Source organism: Mesorhizobium sp. M1B.F.Ca.ET.045.04.1.1 (assembly GCF_003952465.1).
In the GTDB taxonomy this organism is placed as follows: Bacteria; Pseudomonadota; Alphaproteobacteria; order Rhizobiales; family Rhizobiaceae; genus Mesorhizobium; species Mesorhizobium shonense.
This window is the reverse complement of the sequence record NZ_CP034448.1, coordinates 1640881-1659820: the sequence shown is the minus strand read 5'-3', so window position 1 is coordinate 1659820 and position 18940 is coordinate 1640881. Positions and strand designations below refer to the sequence as shown.

Below are 18940 nucleotides of genomic sequence, written 5' to 3'. Positions count from 1 at the left end.
AGCGGAAGGTAAGATGAACGGGCAATGATTAGCGTGAAAATGCTGCAGCGCAAACAAAATCGCGCGACACTTAAACCGATTTAAATCGTTTGTTTGCGCCAAAACCCTCGCTGTCGTCCCGCAGGCGGTTCAGGAATGATTTTTCAGATTGTCCTAATTGCGGAACGCTTGGTCGGCTGGACGCTAGCGTACGCAAACAAAAATGCCCGGCGCTAAGCGCCGGGCATCCGAAAAGTCGGCTTGTGTTTGCCGGCTTATTTCTCGAAGTAGCTGTACTTGCCGTCTTCGCCCTTCTTCCACTCGTAGACGACATAGTCCGGACGGGTGATGTCGCCCTTGGAGTCGTAGCCGATCTCGCCGATGGCCGTCTTCCACGGGCCGCCCGACTTGATCGTGTCGGCCACCTTCTGCGCATCGTCGGCCGAACCGACCTTGGCGATGGCCTGAGTGATGATCTGGATGGCGGCATAGGAGTAGAGCGTGTAGGCTTCCGGCTCGAAGCCGGCGGCGCGGAACTTCTCCACCACTTCCTTGGCGGCCGGATTCTTGCGCGGATCCGGAGCGAAGGTGTTGAGCGTGCCGGCAACGGCGTCGCCGGCGATCGAGGCCAGCTCGTTGGAGACGATGCCGTCGCCCGAGAACAGCGGCGCCTTCAGGCCCTGGTCGGCCGACTGGCGGATGATCAGGCCGGCTTCGGTGTGCAGGCCGCCCCAGTAGATCAGCGTGACGCCGTTTTCCTTCATCTTGGCGATGAGGGCGGAGAAGTCCTTGTCGCCGACGTTCACGCCTTCATACATCACTTCCTTGGTGCCGTTGGCGTTCAGGTTCTTCTTGGTCTCGTCGGCAAGGCCCTGGCCGTAAGGCGTCTTGTCGTGGATGATGGCGATCTTGGCGTCCTTGAAGTTCTTGGCGATGTAGTCGCCGGCCACCTTGCCCTGCTGGTCGTCGCGACCGCAGGTACGGAAGGTGTTCCACAGGCCGCGCTCGGTGAGCTTCGGATTGGTCGCGGCCGGCGTCATGACGAGGATGCCGTTCTCGGCATAGACTTCCGACGCAGGAATGGTCACGCCTGAGTTGAAGTGGCCGTCGACGAACTTGACGCCGTCGGCGACGAACTTGTTGGCGACCGAGATGCCCTGCTTGGGGTCGGAGACGTCGTCGCCGATCTCAAGCTTGAGCTGCTGGCCATTGATGCCGCCCGCCGCGTTGATATCGGCGACCGCCTGCTCCGCGCCCTTCTGCAGCTGCGCGCCGAAGGCGGCGTTCGGACCGGTGATCGGACCGGCGACGCCAATCAGGATGTCGGCCCACGCGCTGCCGCTGAACGCGATGAACGCGGTCAGCGCCACGGCGGACAAAAGTGATTTTTTCATTGAAACGCTCCCATTTACGGAGTGGGCGTGGATGATACCTTCATGCGATGCCCACCCTTATCGCAGAAAGCATAGAATGCCGATTTTCAGGCACTTGTCACGCCGATTCATTCCCCTGAACGACGTTAATCATGAACGTCAACCTTTCGGTTTCCAGCTCAATAAGGAAGCTCTTTCGTAGAGCCAGTTATACTGTGTGACCATCTGGTTGGTGCGCGTGTATTGATAGCCGAGGAAGCCCAGTATCATCAGCACAATGGTGTCGACGATATAGTAGTGTAGCGAGAACATCGTGCCATCGAACAAGGCATGATGGATGAACCTGACGCCGATGCCGAGGCCCAGCATGTAGAGGAATAGCCGGGTGTGGCTGCCCCAGGTCTGGGCCACGGCTTTGCCGGTCATCCACGCTGCGCCGCCGCCAAGCAGCCAGGTGACGAACAGGAACTGCCAGATCGAGGCTTCTTCGTAGAGTACGCCTTGCATGTTGAAGCCCCTTCTTAGTGATGCCCGCCTTCGAGATACGCGGCGCGCACTTCCGGATTGGCGAGCAGTTCCTTGCCGGTGCCGCTCATCGTCACATTGCCGTTGACCATGACGTAGCCGCGATTGGCGAGCTTGAGAGCGCCGAAAGCGTTCTGCTCGACCAGGAACACGGTCAGTCCTTGCGTCTTGTTGAGCGCGCGGATGGCGTCGAAGATCTGCTTGACGATCAGCGGCGCGAGGCCCAGCGACGGCTCGTCGAGCAGAAGCAGCTTCGGCCTCCCCATCAGCGCGCGTCCGATCGACAGCATCTGCTGTTCGCCGCCCGACAGCGTGCCGCCGCGCTGGTTGATGCGCTCCTTGAGCCGCGGGAACAGTGCGAACACTTTCTCGGCATCCTCGTCAAAATGCTTGAGGTTGTCGATGCTGGCGCCCATCTGCAGGTTTTCCATCACCGTCATGCGCGGGAAGATGCGGCGTCCCTCCGGCGACTGGGCGATGCGCATGCGGGCGATCTCGTGCGTAGGCAGCTGGGTGATGTTGGTGCCGGCGAAGGTGATGGTACCCGCGCGAGCGCGCGGAGCTCCAAAGATGGTCATCATCAGCGTCGACTTGCCGGCGCCGTTGGCGCCGATCAGCGCCACGATCTCACCCTGGTTGACGGTGACGTCGACGCCGTTCAGCGCCCGGATGTTGCCGTAATAGGTCTGCACGCCCTTGATATCGAGCAGCGTTGTGCCGGCCATTATTTACGCCCTCCACGCTTGTCCGCAGCGGGCTTAGCCGAAGCTTCCTTGCCCTTCGAAGCGCCGCCGGCTTTCGCGGCCGGAGCCTTGGCGGCCGGAGCCTTGGCGGCCATTTTCTTCGGCGCTGCTTTCGCAGTGCTCCGCTTCGCGGCCGGCTTGGCTGCTGCGGTGGGCTTGCTGGCGACTGATGCGGCGCGCGCATCGACCTGAGCCGCCTTCGAGGCGCCTTTCGACACCGTGACCCGCTCGCCCTCATCCGCATGTTCGACACTATCGGAAACCGGCCCCGCCATCATCGAAGCGGAATTGCCCGGACCATGGGCAGAGTCGGGGCCGGTATCTAGCTGTTCGATCACATCCTCGTCGCCGACTTCGGTGAGCACGGTTTCGACCTCCTCGTCGTCGACGCCGAGATAGGCGGCGATGACGCGCGGATCGGTCCGCACCGATTGCGGATTGCCGTCGGAGATCTTGCGGCCGTATTCCAGCACCACGACATGGTCGGAGATCTGCATGACCACCGACATGTCGTGCTCGATCAAGAGGATCGACGTGCCGGTGTTGTTCTTGATGTCGTTCAAGAGCTGGTTGAGCGAAGCCGATTCTTTCGGGTTGAGGCCGGCGGCCGGCTCGTCGAGGCAAAGCAGCTCCGGTCCGGTGCACATGGCGCGGGCGATCTCCAGCCGCCGCTGCGCGCCGTAGGGCAGGTCGCCGGCCGGATCGTCGGCGCGGTCGACGAGGTCCGCCTTCTCCAGCCAGTGCCTGGCAAGCTCGATCGATTCGGCCGATGCCTGGCGGTAGCTCGGGAAGCCGAACAGGCCGAGGAAGGTGTAGCCCGAGGCCTTCATCAGCTTGTTGTGCTGGGCGACCAAAAGGTTCTCGAGCAGCGTCATGCCCGAGAACAGGCGGATGTTCTGGAAGGTGCGCGCCACATTGGCGCGCGCCGGGATCTCGTGGTTGGGCAGGCGCTCGAGCAGATAGGTCGAGCCGTCGCGCTTGTTGAGCGTGATCATGCCCTCGGTGGGCTTGTAGAAGCCGGTTATGCAGTTGAACACCGTCGTCTTGCCGGCGCCGTTCGGCCCGATCAGCGCGGTGATCTCGCCGCGCCTGGCCTGGAAGGACAAGTCGCCGATGGCGACCAGGCCGCCGAACTTCATCGACAGATGCTCGACCTGCAGAATGAAATCGCTCTGGGAAGCTTGCACGTCCATCAGCCGTGGCCCTCCTTGGTGAAGGAGCCTGAGACCGCTCTTCGTTCCTTGAGGAAGGCGGTCGGTTCACGGCTGCCGACGAAGCCGCGCGGCTTCCACAGCATGACGATGACCATGGCCATGCCGAACAGCAGCATTCGATAGAGTTCCGGTGTAAAATCGGGGCCGAACACCGCCTTGAGGAAGCCGAGCTCGCGCAGGATCTCGGTGCCGCCGATCATCACCAGCGCCGCCACCGCGATGCCGCCCAGCGAACCCATGCCGCCGAGCACAACGATGGCAAGGATGATCGCCGATTCCAGGAAGACGAAAGATTCAGGGCTGACGAAGCCCTGTCGGGCGGCGAAGAACGAGCCGGCGAAGCCGCCGAACATGGCGCCGGTGGCGAATGCCGTCAGCTTGGTGGTGGTGGTGTTGATGCCGAGCGAGCGGCAGGCGATCTCGTCCTCGCGGAGCGCTTCCCAGGCGCGGCCGACGGGCAACCGGCGAAGCCTGATGGTGACGAATGCGGTGAAGAAGCACAGGCCCAGGATCAGGTAGTAGAGGAAGATTTTATAGTAGGCGCCCGACTGGGCGATGTGCAGCACCTTGGCGATATAATTCGGGTCCGAGACGTTGAACGACATCAGGCCGAAGAACGACACCTTCGGAATGCCGGAAACCCCGGCCGAGCCGTTGGTGACCTCGCGCCAGTTGATGATCACCAGCCGGATGATCTCGCCAAAGGCGAGCGTCACGATCGCCAGATAGTCGCCGCGCAGCCGCAGCACCGGGAAGCCGAGCATGACGCCCCAGAAGGCGGCCATGGCGCCGGCGGCGGGCAGCAGGATCCAGAACGACAGGCCGAAATGCGTGCCGAGCAGCGCATAGGCATAGGCGCCGACCGCATAGAAGGCAACGTAACCGAGGTCGAGCAGGCCGGCCAGCCCGACGACGATGTTGAGGCCCCAGGCCAGCATCACATAGATCAGGATCTGGATGCCGAAATTGTCGACCCATTTCAGCGAGCCCTGAAAGCCGAACGCCAAGACCATCACGACTGGATAGGCGATCAGCACCGCGACGCCAATCTTGTTGAAGTTGCGCCGCACAAAGCCCGGTTCGGCCGCGATGGCTGCGGGCGCCTTGGCCTTTTCCGCCTTGGCCCGCTCTATCGCCGGCTGCGCATATCCGACATAGAGGAAGCGGCCGACGGCGGTGGCGATGACCACCAGGGCTAGCAGGCCCCAGCGCTGCACAAGGATGAGTTCGTTGGAGATGTTCTGGTCGGTCCTCAGACCGATGAACAGCACGAACAGGCCGAGCGCGATGGCACCCGCATAGAGCGCCTCGCGGAAAGCGCGCTGGATGGGAGGGACGACGACGTCGCGCTCCGGAGACACGGTAACGGCCATGAGGATCAGACCTTTTCGACTTCAGGCCGGCCCAGGATGCCGGAGGGCAGGAAGATGAGCACGATCGCCAGGATCGAGAAGGCTGCAACGTCCTTGTAGTCGATCGAGAAATAGGCCGACCACATGCTCTCGATGAAGCCGATCAAAAGCCCGCCGAGCACCGCGCCCGGCAGCGAGCCGATGCCGCCAAGCACCGCCGCCGTGAAGGCCTTCACGCCCGGCACGAAGCCGTCGGAGAACACCACCACGCCGTAATACATCAGGAACAGCGTGCCGGCGACAGCGGCAAGCGCTGCGCCCATGATGAAGGTGATCGATATAGTGCGGTCGACGTCGATGCCAAGCAGCGCCGCCATCTTGCGGTCCTGCTCGCAGGCGCGCTGCGCCCGCCCCAGCGCCGTCCTGTTGACGAGATACCAGAAGATTACCAGCAGCGCTGCGGTCACCAGCACGATGATGATCTGCTTCAGCGAGACGCTGATGCCGTCGATCGTGTAGACTTGGCTGACCAGCGGCGGGATCGGCTTGTTGCGCGGGCCTTGCGTGACCTGCACGAAGTTGGACAGCGCGATCGACATGCCGATGGCGGTGATCAGCGGCGCCAGCCGGAACGAGCCGCGCAGCGGCCGGTAGGCCACCTTCTCGATCGTCCAGTTGTAGAGGCCGGTGAGCAGCATGCCCACGATCATCATGATCAGGAGCGCCACCACCACCGGCACCGAATAGAACATCGCGCCGAGGATCAGGAAGACGATGAGGGCCGTGAAGGCGCCGACCATGAAGATGTCGCCATGGGCGAAATTGATCATGCCGATGATGCCGTAGACCATCGTGTAGCCGATCGCGATCAGGCCGTAGATAGATCCCAGCGTCAGCCCGTTGATAAGCTGCTGGACGAAGTACTGCATATTTACGCGGCTCCCCTGGAATGTCGCCTTCGAGGACGCATTCCTTTTCGTATTTCCCCTAGTCGTAAAGTCTCGAGCCCGGATTGCAACGTCATTTTTCAATCGCCGGGCGTGTTTTGGAAGCACGCCGCCCGATTGCCCGTTTTCCCGCACCCAGCCCCTGGACTATCGCGGACCCTATCATTGGCACAACGCAATGTCTTTGACGATTCAGCCGTAGCATGCGCACGCTTTCGAAGAAATCGCCGTCAAAATAAGTTGATGTGACGATTCCTTGCGTCCCTGAGCGTGGCCGATTTTGCGCGGAATCCCTTCCGCAAGGTGAGGCCGTGACGGTTATGTGACGATGAATCCGTGCGCGAACGGATCGCGGTCGTCGATGAAGATGGTGTTGAGCCCGGTCATGCGCGCCCAGCCGCCGATCGAGGGGATGATCGCCGGCTTGCCGGCCACGCTGACCTCCTTTTCGACCCTGCCCTTGAACAGCGAGCCGATGATCGATTCATGGACAAAACTGGCCCCGGCCTTGAGCTTGCCTTTGGCGTGAAGCTGCGCCATGCGCGCCGAGGTGCCGGTGCCGCAAGGCGAGCGGTCGATCGCCTTGTCGCCGTAGAAGACGGCGTTGCGCGCATCGGCCTCGGCATCTCTCGGCTTGCCGGTCCACAGCATGTGCGACAGCCGGTTGATGCCGGGATTCTCCGGATGCACGAACGAGTATTTATCGTTGAGGCGCTGGCGCACCACCGGGCTCCAGGCGATGAGATCGCCGGCCGAATAGTCGCCCATGTCGCGGTAGTTCGTCTGCGGCTCGACGATGGCGTAGAAATTGCCGCCATAGGCGACGTCGACGCTGATCTCGCCGAGCACGGGGCATTCGACCGTCAGCCCTTCGGCGTAGAGGAAGGACGGCACATTGGTGATGCGCACCTCCTCGACATATTCGCCGACCTGTTTGTATTCGGCGATGACCAGGCCGGCCGGCGTGTCGAGCCTCAGCACGCCCGGCGTCTTCGGCTTCACCAGTCCGTGCTCGATCGCCATTGTGACGGTGCCGATGGTTCCGTGGCCGCACATTGGCAGGCAGCCGGAGGTCTCGATGAACAGGATGGCGATGTCGCAGTCCTCGCGCGTCGGCGGATAGAGGATCGAGCCCGACATCACGTCATGGCCGCGCGGCTCGAACATCAGTCCGGTGCGGATCCAGTCATACTCGGCGAGGAAATGCGCGCGCCGCTCCATCATCGTCGCGCCTTCAAGCAACGGCCCGCCGCCGGCGACCAGCCGCACCGGATTGCCGCAGGTGTGGCCGTCGATACAGAAGAATGATTTCTTGGCCATGATGCTCCTTAAAATATCACAATCCGCGGGTGTCAGAACCGTTGCGGACGGAATGGAGTGAGATCGAGCGGCGGATTCTGCCCGAGAACGAGATCGCGGATCAAGCGGCCGGTCGCCGCCGCCTGGGTGAGACCGAGATGGCCGTGGCCGAAAGCGTAGAAGACGCCCGGCGCCCGCGCGGCTCCAATGACCGGCAGCGAATCCGGCAGCGAGGGGCGAAAACCCATCCATTCGCGGCCGCCCGACGGATCGAGCCCCGGCAGGAAGCGTTTTGCTTTTTCCAGCATCGCCTTCGAGCGCCGGAAATTCGGCGGCCGCTCGATGCCGCCGAGTTCGACGGCGCCGCCGACGCGCAGTCCGGTTTCCAGCGGCGTGATGACGAAGCCATGCCCGGAAAATATCAATTGCCGCTTCACGTCGAAGGCCGAGATCGGCAGCGTCGTGTTGTAGCCGCGCTCGGTTTCCAGAGGGATGCGGTCGCCGAGATTCTTGGCCAGAAGATGCGACCAGGCGCCGGCGGTGACGACGAGCTGCTTCGCCTTCCGCGTCGTGCCGTCGGCGAGCATGATCGTGGCGCCGTTTGTTCCAGCCTCGATACGCTCGATCCGCGCATGCTCGAACCGAGCGCCGAGCTTCTCCGCATAGGCCCAGACCGCCTTGCCGAGCAGCTTCGGATCGGCGACCGTCTTCCAGCCCGGCACGAAGGTGCCCTTGACGAAGCGCGGTGACAGGCCGGGCTGCAAGCTGGCCATCTCCTCGCCCTCGACATGGCGAAAGCCGATGCCGAAGCGCTCACGCTCCGCCCAGCCCGGCAGCGAGGCGCGGAACTCGGCTTCGCTTTCGTAGAGCTCGAGCGAGCCGTCCTCGCGCAGCATCGGTCTCGTGCCTGAGCGGTCGAGCAGGCCCATCCATTCGGCTTCTGCAAGCTTCATCATGCCTGCCTGCGCCGCGACGCTCGCCTCGTAGTGCTTGGCGGCGCCGGCGCGCCAGAAGCGGATCAGCCAGGGCAGGAGGCTGGGCAGATAGGCCGGCGGAACGGCCAAAGGCCCAAGCGGGTCGGCAAGCCATTTCGGCAGCTGCCTGATCATCCCCTTATGCGCCAGCGGCAGCACGTCGGAGAAAGCAAAGGCGGCGGCGTTGCCGGAGCTCGTCTCCTCGCAGATGCCGGTGCGGTCGAAGACGGTGACGCTGCGGCCAGCCTCGGCGAGGTATGTGGCAGCGCAGATGCCGATGATGCCGCCGCCGATGATGGCGATGTCGATCGAAGTATCGCTTGTCATGGGTGCATGCCGCGCCGCATGTCTCCGCCTCGCTCCGCGCCTTGCATTGAGGCCCCCTCATCCGGCCCTTCGGGCCACCTTCTCCCCGGTGGGGAGAAGAGGCTGGCGCCAGCGTTAGCGACCTCTTCTCCCCTCGGGGAGAAGGTGGCCGCGAAGCGGCCGGATGAGGGGGTCTGCGACATTGTCACCTTCAAAACGCCGGCAGTTCCGGCCGCACGGCCAGCGCATCCTTGACGATCTTTTCCACCGCCTTGCGGCGCTCGCCCGACAGCGGCCGGCGCGGCATGCGCACGCGGTCATTGGTATCGATCGCCAGCACTTCAGCAAGCTTGATGTTTTGGACCAGATAGGTCGAGACATCGAGGTCGAGCAAAGGCCGGAACCAGCGGTAGATCTTCAGCGCCTCCTCGCGGCGGCCCTTTCTCATCAGCTGGTAGATGGCGACGGTCTCGCGCGGGAAGGCGGTGACGAGGCCGGCCACCCAGCCGATGGCGCCGACCGACAGCGCCTCGAAGGCGAGGTTGTCGACGCCGGTGAAGAGATCATAGCGGTCGCCGAGGCGGTTGATGATCTCGGTCGACCGGCGGATGTCGTCGGACGATTCCTTGATGGCGACGAATCGCTTGTCCGACGCCAGTTCCTCCATCAGGTCGACGGTGACGTCGACGCGATAGGCGAGCCGGTTGGAGTAGATCATGACCGGCAGGTCGCCGGCTTCGGCGACGGCGCGAAGTGCCGCCACCGTCTCTTGCGGGTCGGTGTGGTAGATCGGGCTCGGCACCACCATCAGGCCGTCGGCGCCTTCCTTGGCGGCGCGGCGCGCGATGCTTGCCGCCTCGCGCGTGCCTGGCTCATTGACGGTTAAGAGCACCGGCTTGCCGCCGGCGGCCCTCTGCGCTGTCTTCAGCACCTCGATCTTCTCGTCGAAGGACAGCATCGGCCCTTCGCCGAGCGAGCCGCAGACGATGATACCGTCGCAGCCGGCCTCCATCTGCAAGCCAAAGCAGCGCTCCATCTCGGCATGATCGAGGCGGTCGTCGGTGGTGAATTTGGTCGTGACTGCGGGGAAAACTCCGGCCCACATGGCTGTCTCCATCTGATATATCAGTCGTATATCTATTAAGAGTTGGCCTGTCAACGCTGAATCCCTTATGATATATGAAAATATATCAGGAGCCAGTCATTGATCTCCCCACTGATATCCATCGAGACCAACACGACCTTCGAACCGGCGGCGACCAAGGCCTATCGCGCGCTGGAGCACATGATCGTAACCCTTGAGCTGGCGCCGGCGAGCTTCGTCACCGAAGGCGCACTGATCGAGCGGCTGGGTCTCGGGCGCACCCCTGTGCGCGAGGCGATCCAGAGGCTGGCCTGGGAAGGACTTCTCGACATCAGACCCCGCGCGGGCATCGCGGTCGCGCCGCTTCACCCCGGCGACTGGCTGCGCGTCATCGACGCAAGGCGTGGCGTCGAGGTGGTGCTCGCCCGCTCCGCCGCCCGCTTCGTCACCCGCGAGGCCGCGGACCTGTTTCACGAGGCGGCCCTTGCCATGCAGAAGGCGGTGATCTCCGGCAACGTGCTTGCCTTCATCCAGGCCGACAAGCAACTCGACGAGGCGCTGGCGATCGCCGCCGACAATCCCTTCGCGGCGCGCGTGGCGGCGCCCTTGCAGACGCACAGCCGCCGCTTCTGGTTCCGCTACAAGGCCGATACCGGGCTCGCCGAATCGGCCGAGCACCATGTCGCGCTGATCCGCTCGATCCTCGACGGCGACGAGGAAGCCGCTGCCAAGGATGCCAAGAAGCTGATGGCGCTGCTGCGCGGCCACGCCGAGGTGGCCGCGACGCGCTGATCGGATCGGTTCAGCCCTCGCCGAACTCCCCGTTATTATCTACGCAATTCCGGACGGAAAACCGTTGCACGCTTTTCCGCGAATTGCATTCAGCCGCCCGGCTGCCCAACCGCGGTGGCCAGCGTGTCTTCCCATCCGTCACCGGCCGCCAGGATGCAGGCTTGGCCCTTAACGTCGGTCATCAGGATGGTCCAGGTTCCGCTCGCCGACACAAACACCTCGAAGATCGCGACTTCTCCGGCCACGCCATAGCCGAGCCGCTTCTCCTCGAATGCCTCCGCCAGCCTCGCGACCAGATAGTCATGGCCGCCGCAGATGACTTGCGCCCGCGCGGGGAATGCCGGCAGCGCCATCACGGCGCCGACAGCCGCCAGCTTGATCGATCGATACGAAAATATGCGTGCCATAGGGCACCTCCATTGCCTTCGCATTCCGGCAAGGGAGGCACATTCGGCCGCCTCAGTGTACCGGAACGCTCCAGGCCGGATTGGACGTCTTCATCGCGTCACTCCTTCTGGTTTCCGGTCTGTCGCAGGGAGATCATGACTCCCTGGATTCGATATGGTGAACCTCCACCCTGCAAACAAGCGGGCGTTATGGGGAGCGCCTGGGTCGGCCTTCGCTCAGCGCGTGGCAGGGCGTTCGACCAGGCCGTTTGGGTGTTCAGGCACCCGGCATGGCTGCCGTGATTGAAGGGCTGTCCCAGCCTTCGCCCACCGAAAGAATGCAGCTTTGCCCCTTGGTGTCGGAGGCAAGCACGGTCCAGCTGCCCCGGTCGGACACAAAAATCTCGAGCACGACGTTCGGATTGATCAGTCCGCGCCCCGCTTCGCTTTCGTGGAACTGGTCGCCGAGCGCCTTGATGATGTCGGCGCGCGGTGCGCACTGCGCGGCCGCATTGGCCTGGACGGCGCCGCCAAACACTGCAGCCGCCGCAAGGAACGTCGTCGCCATAAGAAATCGTGCCATCTGACACCTCCTCGCGCCAGACGAGAACCCCGGCTGCTACCGGCGCTGTTTGATTGGCCTGCATCTTGGCAGGGATGCAATTTAAGACGAATGGTAGCCTGTTGGTTCCATCGCCTATGCGTGATGTCCTTTCCAAATGCAGTAAGGCCCGGGCGTTGCCCGGGCCTACCTGTACGACCTTTCGACTGGTCAGTTCATCGTCGGAATGACGAACTCGGCGCCGTCCTTGATGCCGGACGGCCAGCGCGAGGTGACCGTCTTGGTCTTGGTGTAGAAGCGGAACGCATCCGGGCCGTGCTGGTTGAGATCGCCGAAGGACGACGCCTTCCAGCCGCCGAAGGTGTAGTAGGCGATCGGAACCGGGATCGGCACGTTGACGCCGACCATGCCGACCTGGACGCGCGAGGCGAAGTCGCGCGCGGCGTCGCCGTCGCGGGTGAAGATGGCGACGCCGTTGCCCATCTCATGGTCGTTGGCGAGCTTGATCGCATCCTCGTAACGCGGCGCGCGCACCACCGAGAGCACCGGCCCAAAAATCTCTTCCTTGTAGATGCGCATGTCGGCGGTCACGTTGTCGAACAGGCAGCCACCCATATAGTAGCCGTCCTCATAGCCCTGCATCGTGAAGCCGCGGCCGTCGACGACCAGCTTGGCGCCTTCCTTGATGCCGAGATCGACATAGCCTTTGACGCGCTCCAGCGCTTGGCGCGTCACCAGCGGGCCGAAATCGGCGGAAGAATCCGTCGACGGACCGACCTTCAAGCTTTCGACGCGCGGCACCAGCTTTTCCATCAGCCGGTTGGCGGTGTCGTTGCCGACCGGCACGGCGACCGAGATCGCCATGCAGCGCTCGCCGGCCGAGCCGTAGCCGGCGCCGATCAGGGCGTCGACCGTCTGGTCCATGTCGGCATCGGGCATGATGATCATGTGGTTCTTGGCGCCGCCGAAGCACTGCACGCGCTTGCCGGACGCGCAGCCGCGCGCATAGATGTACTGCGCGATCGGCGTCGAGCCGACGAAGCCTACGGCCTTGATGTCCGGATCGTCGAGGATTGCGTCGACCACTTCCTTGTCGCCGTTGACGACGTTCAGCACGCCTTCCGGCAGGCCGGCCTCGATGAACAGCTCCGCGATGCGCAGCGGCACGCCCGGATCGCGCTCCGACGGCTTCAGTATGAAGGCGTTGCCGCAGGCGAGCGCCGGCGCGATCTTCCAAAGCGGGATCATGGCCGGGAAGTTGAACGGCGTGATGCCGGCGACGACGCCGAGCGGCTGGCGCATCGAATAGGTGTCGATGCCGGGGCCGGCGCCGTCGGTGAACTCGCCCTTCATCATATGCGGCGCGCCGATGCAGACCTCGACGACTTCGAGGCCGCGCTGGATGTCGCCGCGCGCGTCGGCAATCGTCTTGCCGTGCTCTCGCGCCAGGATGTCGGCCAGTTCTTCATAGTCGCGCTGGACCAGTTCGAGGAACTTCATCAGCACGCGCACGCGGCGCTGCGGGTTGGTGGCTCCCCATTTGAGCTGCGCGGCCTTGGCGTTCTCGACCGCGGCGCGCAATTCCTGCGCCGAGGCCAGCGCCACCGTGGCGCGCACGGAGCCGTCCATCGGCTGCATGACGTCCTGCTTGCGGCCGCTGGTGCCGGCGACATGCTTGCCGCCGATGAAATGACCGTATTCGATCATGGTTTCTCTCCCTTTCTGGTGATGAGGCATTGTCCGCCTTTGCGGCGGCGATGGCAACGCGAGCCAAAACGCAACCGTTGTGCAAAAAATAGATAGCGGCGATTGGGCGTGCATTAATTGCCGCAAATGATAGGGTGCGACTTCCACACTACAGGGATTGAACGTTGCATTCCTTCACACCCCCTCTGGCCTGCCGGCCATCTCCCCCGCAAGGAGGGAGATTAGCAGTTTCTTTGATGGCGCATCTCCTCGAACGTTGGCGATTGGCGAAAGCCGCCGTGACGTCCAATCTCCCCCCTTGCGGGGGAGATGGCCGGCAGGCCAGAGGGGGTGGGCGGGAACGCGGCGCCCGCCATTAATCCGGACCATCCCCATGAACTGGGATGACGTGCGCATCTTCCTTGCCGTGGCGCGCGCCGGACAGATCCTCGGCGCGGCCAAGCGCCTGGAGCTCAACCATGCCACCGTCTCGCGCCGCATCGCGGCGCTCGAGGAAGCGCTGCGCACGAAGCTTTTCCGCCGCCTGACCACCGGCAGCGAGCTGACGCCCGCCGGCGAGCGCTTCCTCGACATCGCCGAGCGCATGGAAAGCGACATGATCGCCGCGCGCTCGACCATCGCCGGCGAAGGCGACGACGTCTCCGGCACGGTGCGCATCGGCGCGCCCGACGGTTTTGGCGTCGCTTTCCTGGCCAAGCGGCTCGGCGAGCTGACCGCGCTTCACCGCGAGTTGACCATCCAGCTGGTGCCGGTGCCGCGCTCCTTCTCGCTGTCGCGGCGCGAGGCCGACATCGCGATAACCGTCGAGCGGCCGACCGAGGGGCGATTGGTGGCGGGAAAGCTGGTCGACTACACGCTCGGCCTATTCGCCTCCCGCGCCTATGCCGATGCCAACGGCCTGCCCAGGACGGCGGCCGAGCTCGGCCGGCATACGCTGATCGGCTATGTGCCCGATCTCATCGTCAGCCCCTCGCTCGACTATGCCGCCGAGTTCAGCCCGGACTGGCGTTCGAGCTTCGCCATCTCCTCGGCGCTCGGCCAGGCGGAAGCGGTGCGCTCAGGCGCCGGCATCGGCATCCTGCACACCTTCGTCGCCCGCTCGATGCCCGAGCTCGTGCCTGTCGACATCGTGGCGCCCATCCGCCGCGCCTACTGGCTGGTCTATCACGAATCGGTGAGGCCGCTGCGCCGGGTCCAGCTCGTCGCCAATTTCATCACCAAGGCGGTGGAGCGGGAAAAGGGGTTGTTCGTGTAGATCCGCTTCAAGGCGGATCGAGCACGAATGAAGTCACGACCTTCTCGGCCTCGTCGGCGAGCGGCGCCCACATCTGGGCGGTTTCCTCGGCGCTGTTGCCCATGAGCCCGCAGGTGACGAAGCCGTAGCGGTCGCTGCGGATCGAAATCGCGATCTTGGCGTGCCCATAGAACCCGGCATTGCCGTCGCCCAGCCGGAAATCCATGTCGGCCATCCGCACCGGATAGCCGTCCGGGAATCGCGCCAGCCTGTCATTGCTGAAATTGGCCGAGCCGAAGGCCGCGCCGATCAGCGTCTGCCAGCTGTCCGGCGACCAGTCCTTCTCGACAAAGACCCTGGGATCGGGCGGATTGTCGGGGGCGGTCGGATCGTAGAGATTTTCCGACACCCGGCAGGTCAGTCCTTTTTCGCCGGATTTGACCTTGAGCCGCATGGTATCGCCGGACGTGGTTTCGCTCGTCCATTCCTCCGGATAGGTCAGCGAAAAACCGTGCTCCTTGTCGTGAACCGTCTTGTCCGCCGAAAGTGCCGGGGCGCAGATCAAATATCCGGCCGCCCCAGCCAAAACAAAAGCGCGCATCGCACTACCCTTCCCACCGCGCCGACGATAGCACAACCGGCGTGCAATGCCGCCTTGCGCTTGCCACAAAGTCGGCGAGTGTGGCACCAGCGTCAGGATCGATGTCGTCGGCCGCATCGGCCTTCTAGGTCAAGCCTTGACATACCGGTCGGGGCTGAGATCGAGCGCGTTGATCTCCGGCACCCGGTTGGACATGATGTCGGAAAGCACCTTGGCCGAGCCGCAGGCCATGGTCCAGCCCAGCGTGCCGTGGCCGGTGTTGAGATAGAGATTGGACAATTCGCTCTGGCCGACCAGCGGCGGCCCGTCCGGCGTCATCGGCCGCAAGCCGCACCAGAAGGTCGCCGCCTTGAGGTCGCCGCCGCCCGGATAAAGGTCGCCGACGGAATGCTCGAGCGTGCGGCGGCGCGATTCATGCAGGCGGAGATCGAAGCCCGAAATCTCAGCGGTGCCGCCGACGCGGATGCGATCGCCGAGCCTGGTGATCGCCACCTTGTAGGTCTCGTCCATGACGGTCGACACCGGCGCCGCCTCGGCATTCGTGATCGGCACGGTAATGGAATATCCCTTGACCGGATAGACCGGGATCGGCCGCTTCAGCTTGCGCATGAAAGGCGCCGAATAGCTGCCCAGCGCCATCACATAGGCGTCCGCCGTCCGCCAGCCCTTGTCGGTGCCGACATTGACGACGCGGTTGCGGTTCCTGACGACGCGCCGGATGGTCGTGCCGTATTCGAAAGTGACGCCGCGCGCCGCGCAAAGCTCGGCGAGCTTCTCGGTGAACATCTTGCAGTCGCCGGTCTCGTCGCCGGGGAGTCTCAGGCCGCCGACAAATTTTTCGCGCACGCCGGCAAGCGCCGGCTCCGCCGCGATGCAGCCGTCCCGATCGAGGATCTCGTAGGGAACGCCGTACTTCTTCAGCACCTCGACGTCGCCGCCCGTGCCGTCGAGCTGCTTCTGCTTGCGGAAGAGCTGCAGCGTGCCCTTGGACCGCTCGTCATAGGTGATGCCTGTCGCGGCACGCAGCGCCTTCAGCGTGTCGCGGCTGTATTCTGCGACCGGCACCATGCGCGACTTGTTCAGCGCATAGCGCTCGGCCGTGCAGTTGCGCAGCATCTTGATGAGCCACGTCCACATATGCGGATCGAAGGCGGGGCGCACCACCAGCGGACCGTATTTCATCAAGAGCCATTTGACGGCTTTCACCGGGATACCGGGCCCGGCCCATGGCGAGGCGTAGCCCGGCGACACTTCGCCGGCATTGGCGAAGCTGGTCTCCAGCGCAGCACCTTGCTGCCGGTCGATCACCGTGACTTCATGGCCGGCCTCGGCAAGGAAGTAGGCGGTGGTGATCCCGATCACGCCGCCGCCCAGCACCAGGACTTTCATTTAATGCTCCCTCAAAGCCGATCATGCCGCCGAGGGGCCTGGATCGTCGCCTTCTGTCTGCCGGATTTTGCCGGCCCCGCCAAGGGGCCTTGTGGCGCTGTGGACCAGCCTGAGGCCATGGGGTCGCCGTCCGGCCGCCACGTTCCGCGCTGCACGCCGAGCGGCTTCCGGCTGGTAGGCCACATCCTCGAGAAGGATGCTCTCACCGCTGCCGTCGGGGCGCTTTATCAGTGCCGACTGACCTGTCCTCATGCCAAGCAGGCAGAGACCGCGCCAGGTGCCGACCGGCAGGCTGGATCCGACGGGAGCGGATGCGTCGCCCAGCACCAGTGTCCGCGTCTCCACTGGACCATTATCGACGCGGAAGATCACCCGGCTGTTCAGCGTGGCCACGTCGGGCTCGATCATGCCGACCGGGACAATGCTGCTCTCGGCGAGCTTGCGTTCGAGCATCGGCACGCTCGCGTCGGCAAAGGCGCGCCGGCGCATCAGCATCGCTTCGAGAACCGCGAAATCCTTCGCTGTGAGACAATACATGGTCCGGGTCATGGCGCTCTCCGCGACGACGTTTGCTCGACGGCATGAATGGTTGCCGAAAGGACCCGGCTGTCGCGGCTTCGCCAGGAGACCGTCCGGCCGGTACGGGCGCCGATCAGCGCCGTTCCGAGCGGCGTCAGCACCGAGATGCGTTTCTCGGCGATGTCGGCCTCGGCGGGGTAGACCAGGGTGACGCACTGGACGCTTCCTTCGTCGTCGTGAAGCGTCACCGTCGAGCCCATCCGCACCACGTCGGCGGGCATGGCGGATTCGGCGGCGATCCTGGCGCGATCCATTTCGGCGAGCAGGTCCTCGGCCATCTCAGGCGCGCGCTCGAGAAAGGCTCTGGCAAGGCCGCTCAAACGGTCGTGATCCGCATCGCTGACGACGATCTGGTTTCCGGGGCGCGATTGGGTTGTTGCATGCATGGCGAACCTCATGGACTGGCGCATCGACGAACGAATGCGCGGACGGCCGCCGTTCAAAGGCGGCGGACAAGAGCCGGTAGCCGCAAGGGGGCTGGCTGGCTCGATGACGATGTCAGGAATTCAAATGCCCCCGGCTCGGCGGCCGCCAAAGCGGCCGCGCCGGGGCTACGCTCCCGCGATGGGGCAAACCCTGAAGAAGGTTCTGCTATGGGCGAGGTTGCTCATGTTCCGAGCCTTGCCGAGAAGCACCGGCTTGTCAAGCAAGGCAGTAGCTCTCAGATCCCGACATAGCGGCGGTGAAAGCGCGCACCCAGGCTGGTAAGCACCTCGTAGCCGATGGTGCCGGCATGGCCGGCCACGTCGTCGAGGCTTTGCGACGGGCCGATGAGCTCGACGAGATCGCCCTCGCCCAGCCCGCCGGCCGGAAGCGCTGAAATGTCGAGGATGATCGAATCCATCGATATCCGCCCGACGAAAGGCAGGCGCACGCCCTCGAACCAGGCGGCCGAGGCGGCGCGCCGGTGCCAGCCATCGGCATAGCCGAACGAGATCGTCGCCAGCCTGAGCGGTCCCCGCGCATGATAGGTATGGCCGTAGCCGATGCCGGCGCCGTCTTCGACCTCTCGCGTCTGCGCCACCTTCGCCTGCAGCCGTACCACCGGCAGCATGGGGTTGGCCTCGCCCGGCGTCGGATTGATGCCGTAGAGCGCGGCGCCCGGCCGGGCGAGATCATAGTGGTAGGACGATCCGAGAAAGATGCCCGACGAATTGGCGAGCGACGCCGGGGCCTCGGGCAGCATTGCGCGCAGCCGTTCGAACGCCAGCCGCTGCACTTCGTTGGCGGGATTGCGCGGCTCGTCGGCGCAGGCGAGATGGCTCATCACGAACCTAATGTCGATGCCGTCGAAGGCATCCTTCGCGAGCGCCTCGACTTCGGCCGGCGGCATGCCGAGCCGCGACATGCCGCTGTCGACCTGGATGGCGGCCGGCAGCGTTCGACCGGCGGCTCGCGCCGCTTCGCGCCACGCTTTCAGCTGAGCCGCGCTGTTGATGACGGGATGAAGCCCGGCCGCGAGCGCTTCCGATTCCGAGCCCGGCGGCAGCCCGTTGAGGACAAAGATGTCAGGCCCTGGCCCAAGCACCTTGCGCAGCGCGATGCCCTCGCCGAGCAGCGCGACGAAGAAGACGTCGCAACCTTCCTTGATCAGCGCCGAGGCCGCTTGCGCGGCGCCGAGACCATAGCCGTCGGCCTTGAGCACGCCGGCGCAGCGCACACCCGCCAGCCTTGCTTTGAGCCGCCGGTAATTCTCGCGGATGGCGCCGAGATCGATGGTCAGGATCGCGCCGGCGGCTGCCTCGCTAGGCATCGAGCTACCGGCGGCAGGCGTTTGCGGCAAAGGGGCTCTGGCGTCGCTCATCGAGGCAATCGCGCCGGAAAAGAAGACTGTTTTGCACTTGTTGCGGAGACGCGTGCTTGCCGACCCCAGCGCTGCCCCTTACCTGCCTGC

18 protein-coding genes and 1 pseudogene are annotated in these 18940 nt (G+C 64.3%); 2 read left to right on the top strand and 17 right to left on the bottom strand.

Translation table 11 applies throughout. From position 1 onward, the window contains the following. Positions 1-254: 254 nt before the first annotated feature. The 9 genes and pseudogenes from EJ071_RS08065 to EJ071_RS08020 form a co-directional block, all read right to left on the bottom strand. Complete coding sequence (locus EJ071_RS08065) at positions 255-1373, bottom strand: branched-chain amino acid ABC transporter substrate-binding protein (RefSeq protein WP_126097407.1); 1119 nt, start codon at positions 1371-1373, stop codon at positions 255-257. 138 nt (positions 1374-1511) lie between these two features. Continuing rightward, positions 1512-1859, bottom strand: coding sequence for a DUF6867 family protein (locus EJ071_RS08060; protein WP_126097406.1), 348 nt, complete (start codon positions 1857-1859; stop codon positions 1512-1514). Between the two features lie 14 nt (positions 1860-1873). Next, the gene (locus EJ071_RS08055) at positions 1874-2602 is read right to left on the bottom strand and encodes an ABC transporter ATP-binding protein (RefSeq protein WP_126097405.1); all 729 of its coding nucleotides are present in this window, start codon (positions 2600-2602) and stop codon (positions 1874-1876) included. Positions 2603-2670: 68 nt separating this feature from the next. Beyond that, positions 2671-3813 (bottom strand): annotated as a pseudogene (locus tag EJ071_RS08050) (ABC transporter ATP-binding protein); the annotation flags it as partial. Next, positions 3813-5207, bottom strand: a complete 1395-nt coding sequence (livM, locus tag EJ071_RS08045) for a high-affinity branched-chain amino acid ABC transporter permease LivM (RefSeq protein ID WP_126097404.1) — start codon at positions 5205-5207, stop codon at positions 3813-3815. The pseudogene EJ071_RS08050 and the gene livM, both read right to left, overlap by 1 nt. Before the next feature lie 5 nt (positions 5208-5212). Then, a complete protein-coding gene (locus tag EJ071_RS08040) occupies positions 5213-6115 on the bottom strand; it encodes a branched-chain amino acid ABC transporter permease LivH (RefSeq protein WP_126097403.1) in 903 nt (300 codons plus the stop codon). Between the two features lie 336 nt (positions 6116-6451). Then, on the bottom strand, positions 6452-7453 hold the full coding sequence (locus EJ071_RS08035) for a 4-hydroxyproline epimerase (RefSeq protein ID WP_126097402.1): 1002 nt from the start codon (positions 7451-7453) through the stop codon (positions 6452-6454). 32 nt (positions 7454-7485) lie between these two features. After that, on the bottom strand, positions 7486-8733 hold the full coding sequence (locus EJ071_RS08030) for an FAD-binding oxidoreductase (protein ID WP_189521426.1): 1248 nt from the start codon (positions 8731-8733) through the stop codon (positions 7486-7488). A 190-nt stretch (positions 8734-8923) separates the two neighbouring features. Next, a complete protein-coding gene (locus EJ071_RS08020; RefSeq protein WP_126097401.1) occupies positions 8924-9817 on the bottom strand; it encodes a dihydrodipicolinate synthase family protein in 894 nt (297 codons plus the stop codon). A 111-nt stretch (positions 9818-9928) separates the two neighbouring features. Between EJ071_RS08020 and EJ071_RS08015 the strand changes: the two genes are divergently transcribed. Beyond that, positions 9929-10588 (top strand): GntR family transcriptional regulator, encoded by a 660-nt coding sequence (locus tag EJ071_RS08015; protein WP_126102505.1) that lies wholly within the window; start codon positions 9929-9931, stop codon positions 10586-10588. Between the two features lie 89 nt (positions 10589-10677). Here the strand turns inward: EJ071_RS08015 and EJ071_RS08010 are convergent, their stop codons facing one another. The 3 genes from EJ071_RS08010 to EJ071_RS08000 form a co-directional block, all read right to left on the bottom strand. Beyond that, the gene (locus tag EJ071_RS08010; protein WP_189521425.1) at positions 10678-10995 is read right to left on the bottom strand and encodes a hypothetical protein; all 318 of its coding nucleotides are present in this window, start codon (positions 10993-10995) and stop codon (positions 10678-10680) included. A gap of 256 nt (positions 10996-11251) precedes the next feature. Then, positions 11252-11557, bottom strand: a complete 306-nt coding sequence (locus EJ071_RS08005) for a hypothetical protein (RefSeq protein WP_126097400.1) — start codon at positions 11555-11557, stop codon at positions 11252-11254. Between the two features lie 189 nt (positions 11558-11746). Continuing rightward, positions 11747-13243: a CoA-acylating methylmalonate-semialdehyde dehydrogenase gene (locus tag EJ071_RS08000; RefSeq protein ID WP_126097399.1), complete on the bottom strand. Its 1497-nt coding sequence runs from the start codon at positions 13241-13243 to the stop codon at positions 11747-11749. Positions 13244-13616: 373 nt separating this feature from the next. Here EJ071_RS08000 and EJ071_RS07990 point away from each other — a divergent pair, with 373 nt between their 5' ends. Then, on the top strand, positions 13617-14498 hold the full coding sequence (locus EJ071_RS07990; RefSeq protein WP_126097398.1) for a LysR family transcriptional regulator: 882 nt from the start codon (positions 13617-13619) through the stop codon (positions 14496-14498). Between the two features lie 7 nt (positions 14499-14505). Here EJ071_RS07990 and EJ071_RS07985 read toward each other — a convergent pair whose 3' ends face one another. The 5 genes from EJ071_RS07985 to alr form a co-directional block, all read right to left on the bottom strand. Beyond that, positions 14506-15078 carry a hypothetical protein gene (locus tag EJ071_RS07985; protein ID WP_126097397.1) on the bottom strand — a complete coding sequence of 191 codons (573 nt, stop codon included), beginning with the start codon at positions 15076-15078 and terminating at the stop codon, positions 14506-14508. A 129-nt stretch (positions 15079-15207) separates the two neighbouring features. Continuing rightward, the gene (locus EJ071_RS07980) at positions 15208-16467 is read right to left on the bottom strand and encodes a D-amino acid dehydrogenase (protein ID WP_126097396.1); all 1260 of its coding nucleotides are present in this window, start codon (positions 16465-16467) and stop codon (positions 15208-15210) included. A 21-nt stretch (positions 16468-16488) separates the two neighbouring features. Next, positions 16489-17016: a nucleoside-diphosphate kinase gene (locus EJ071_RS07975; RefSeq protein ID WP_126097395.1), complete on the bottom strand. Its 528-nt coding sequence runs from the start codon at positions 17014-17016 to the stop codon at positions 16489-16491. Continuing rightward, complete coding sequence (rnk, locus tag EJ071_RS07970; RefSeq protein ID WP_126097394.1) at positions 17013-17432, bottom strand: nucleoside diphosphate kinase regulator; 420 nt, start codon at positions 17430-17432, stop codon at positions 17013-17015. Before rnk ends, EJ071_RS07975 begins: the two co-directional genes overlap by 4 nt. A gap of 275 nt (positions 17433-17707) precedes the next feature. Beyond that, positions 17708-18850, bottom strand: coding sequence for an alanine racemase (gene alr / locus EJ071_RS07965; protein ID WP_126097393.1), 1143 nt, complete (start codon positions 18848-18850; stop codon positions 17708-17710). Positions 18851-18940 lie beyond the last annotated feature (90 nt).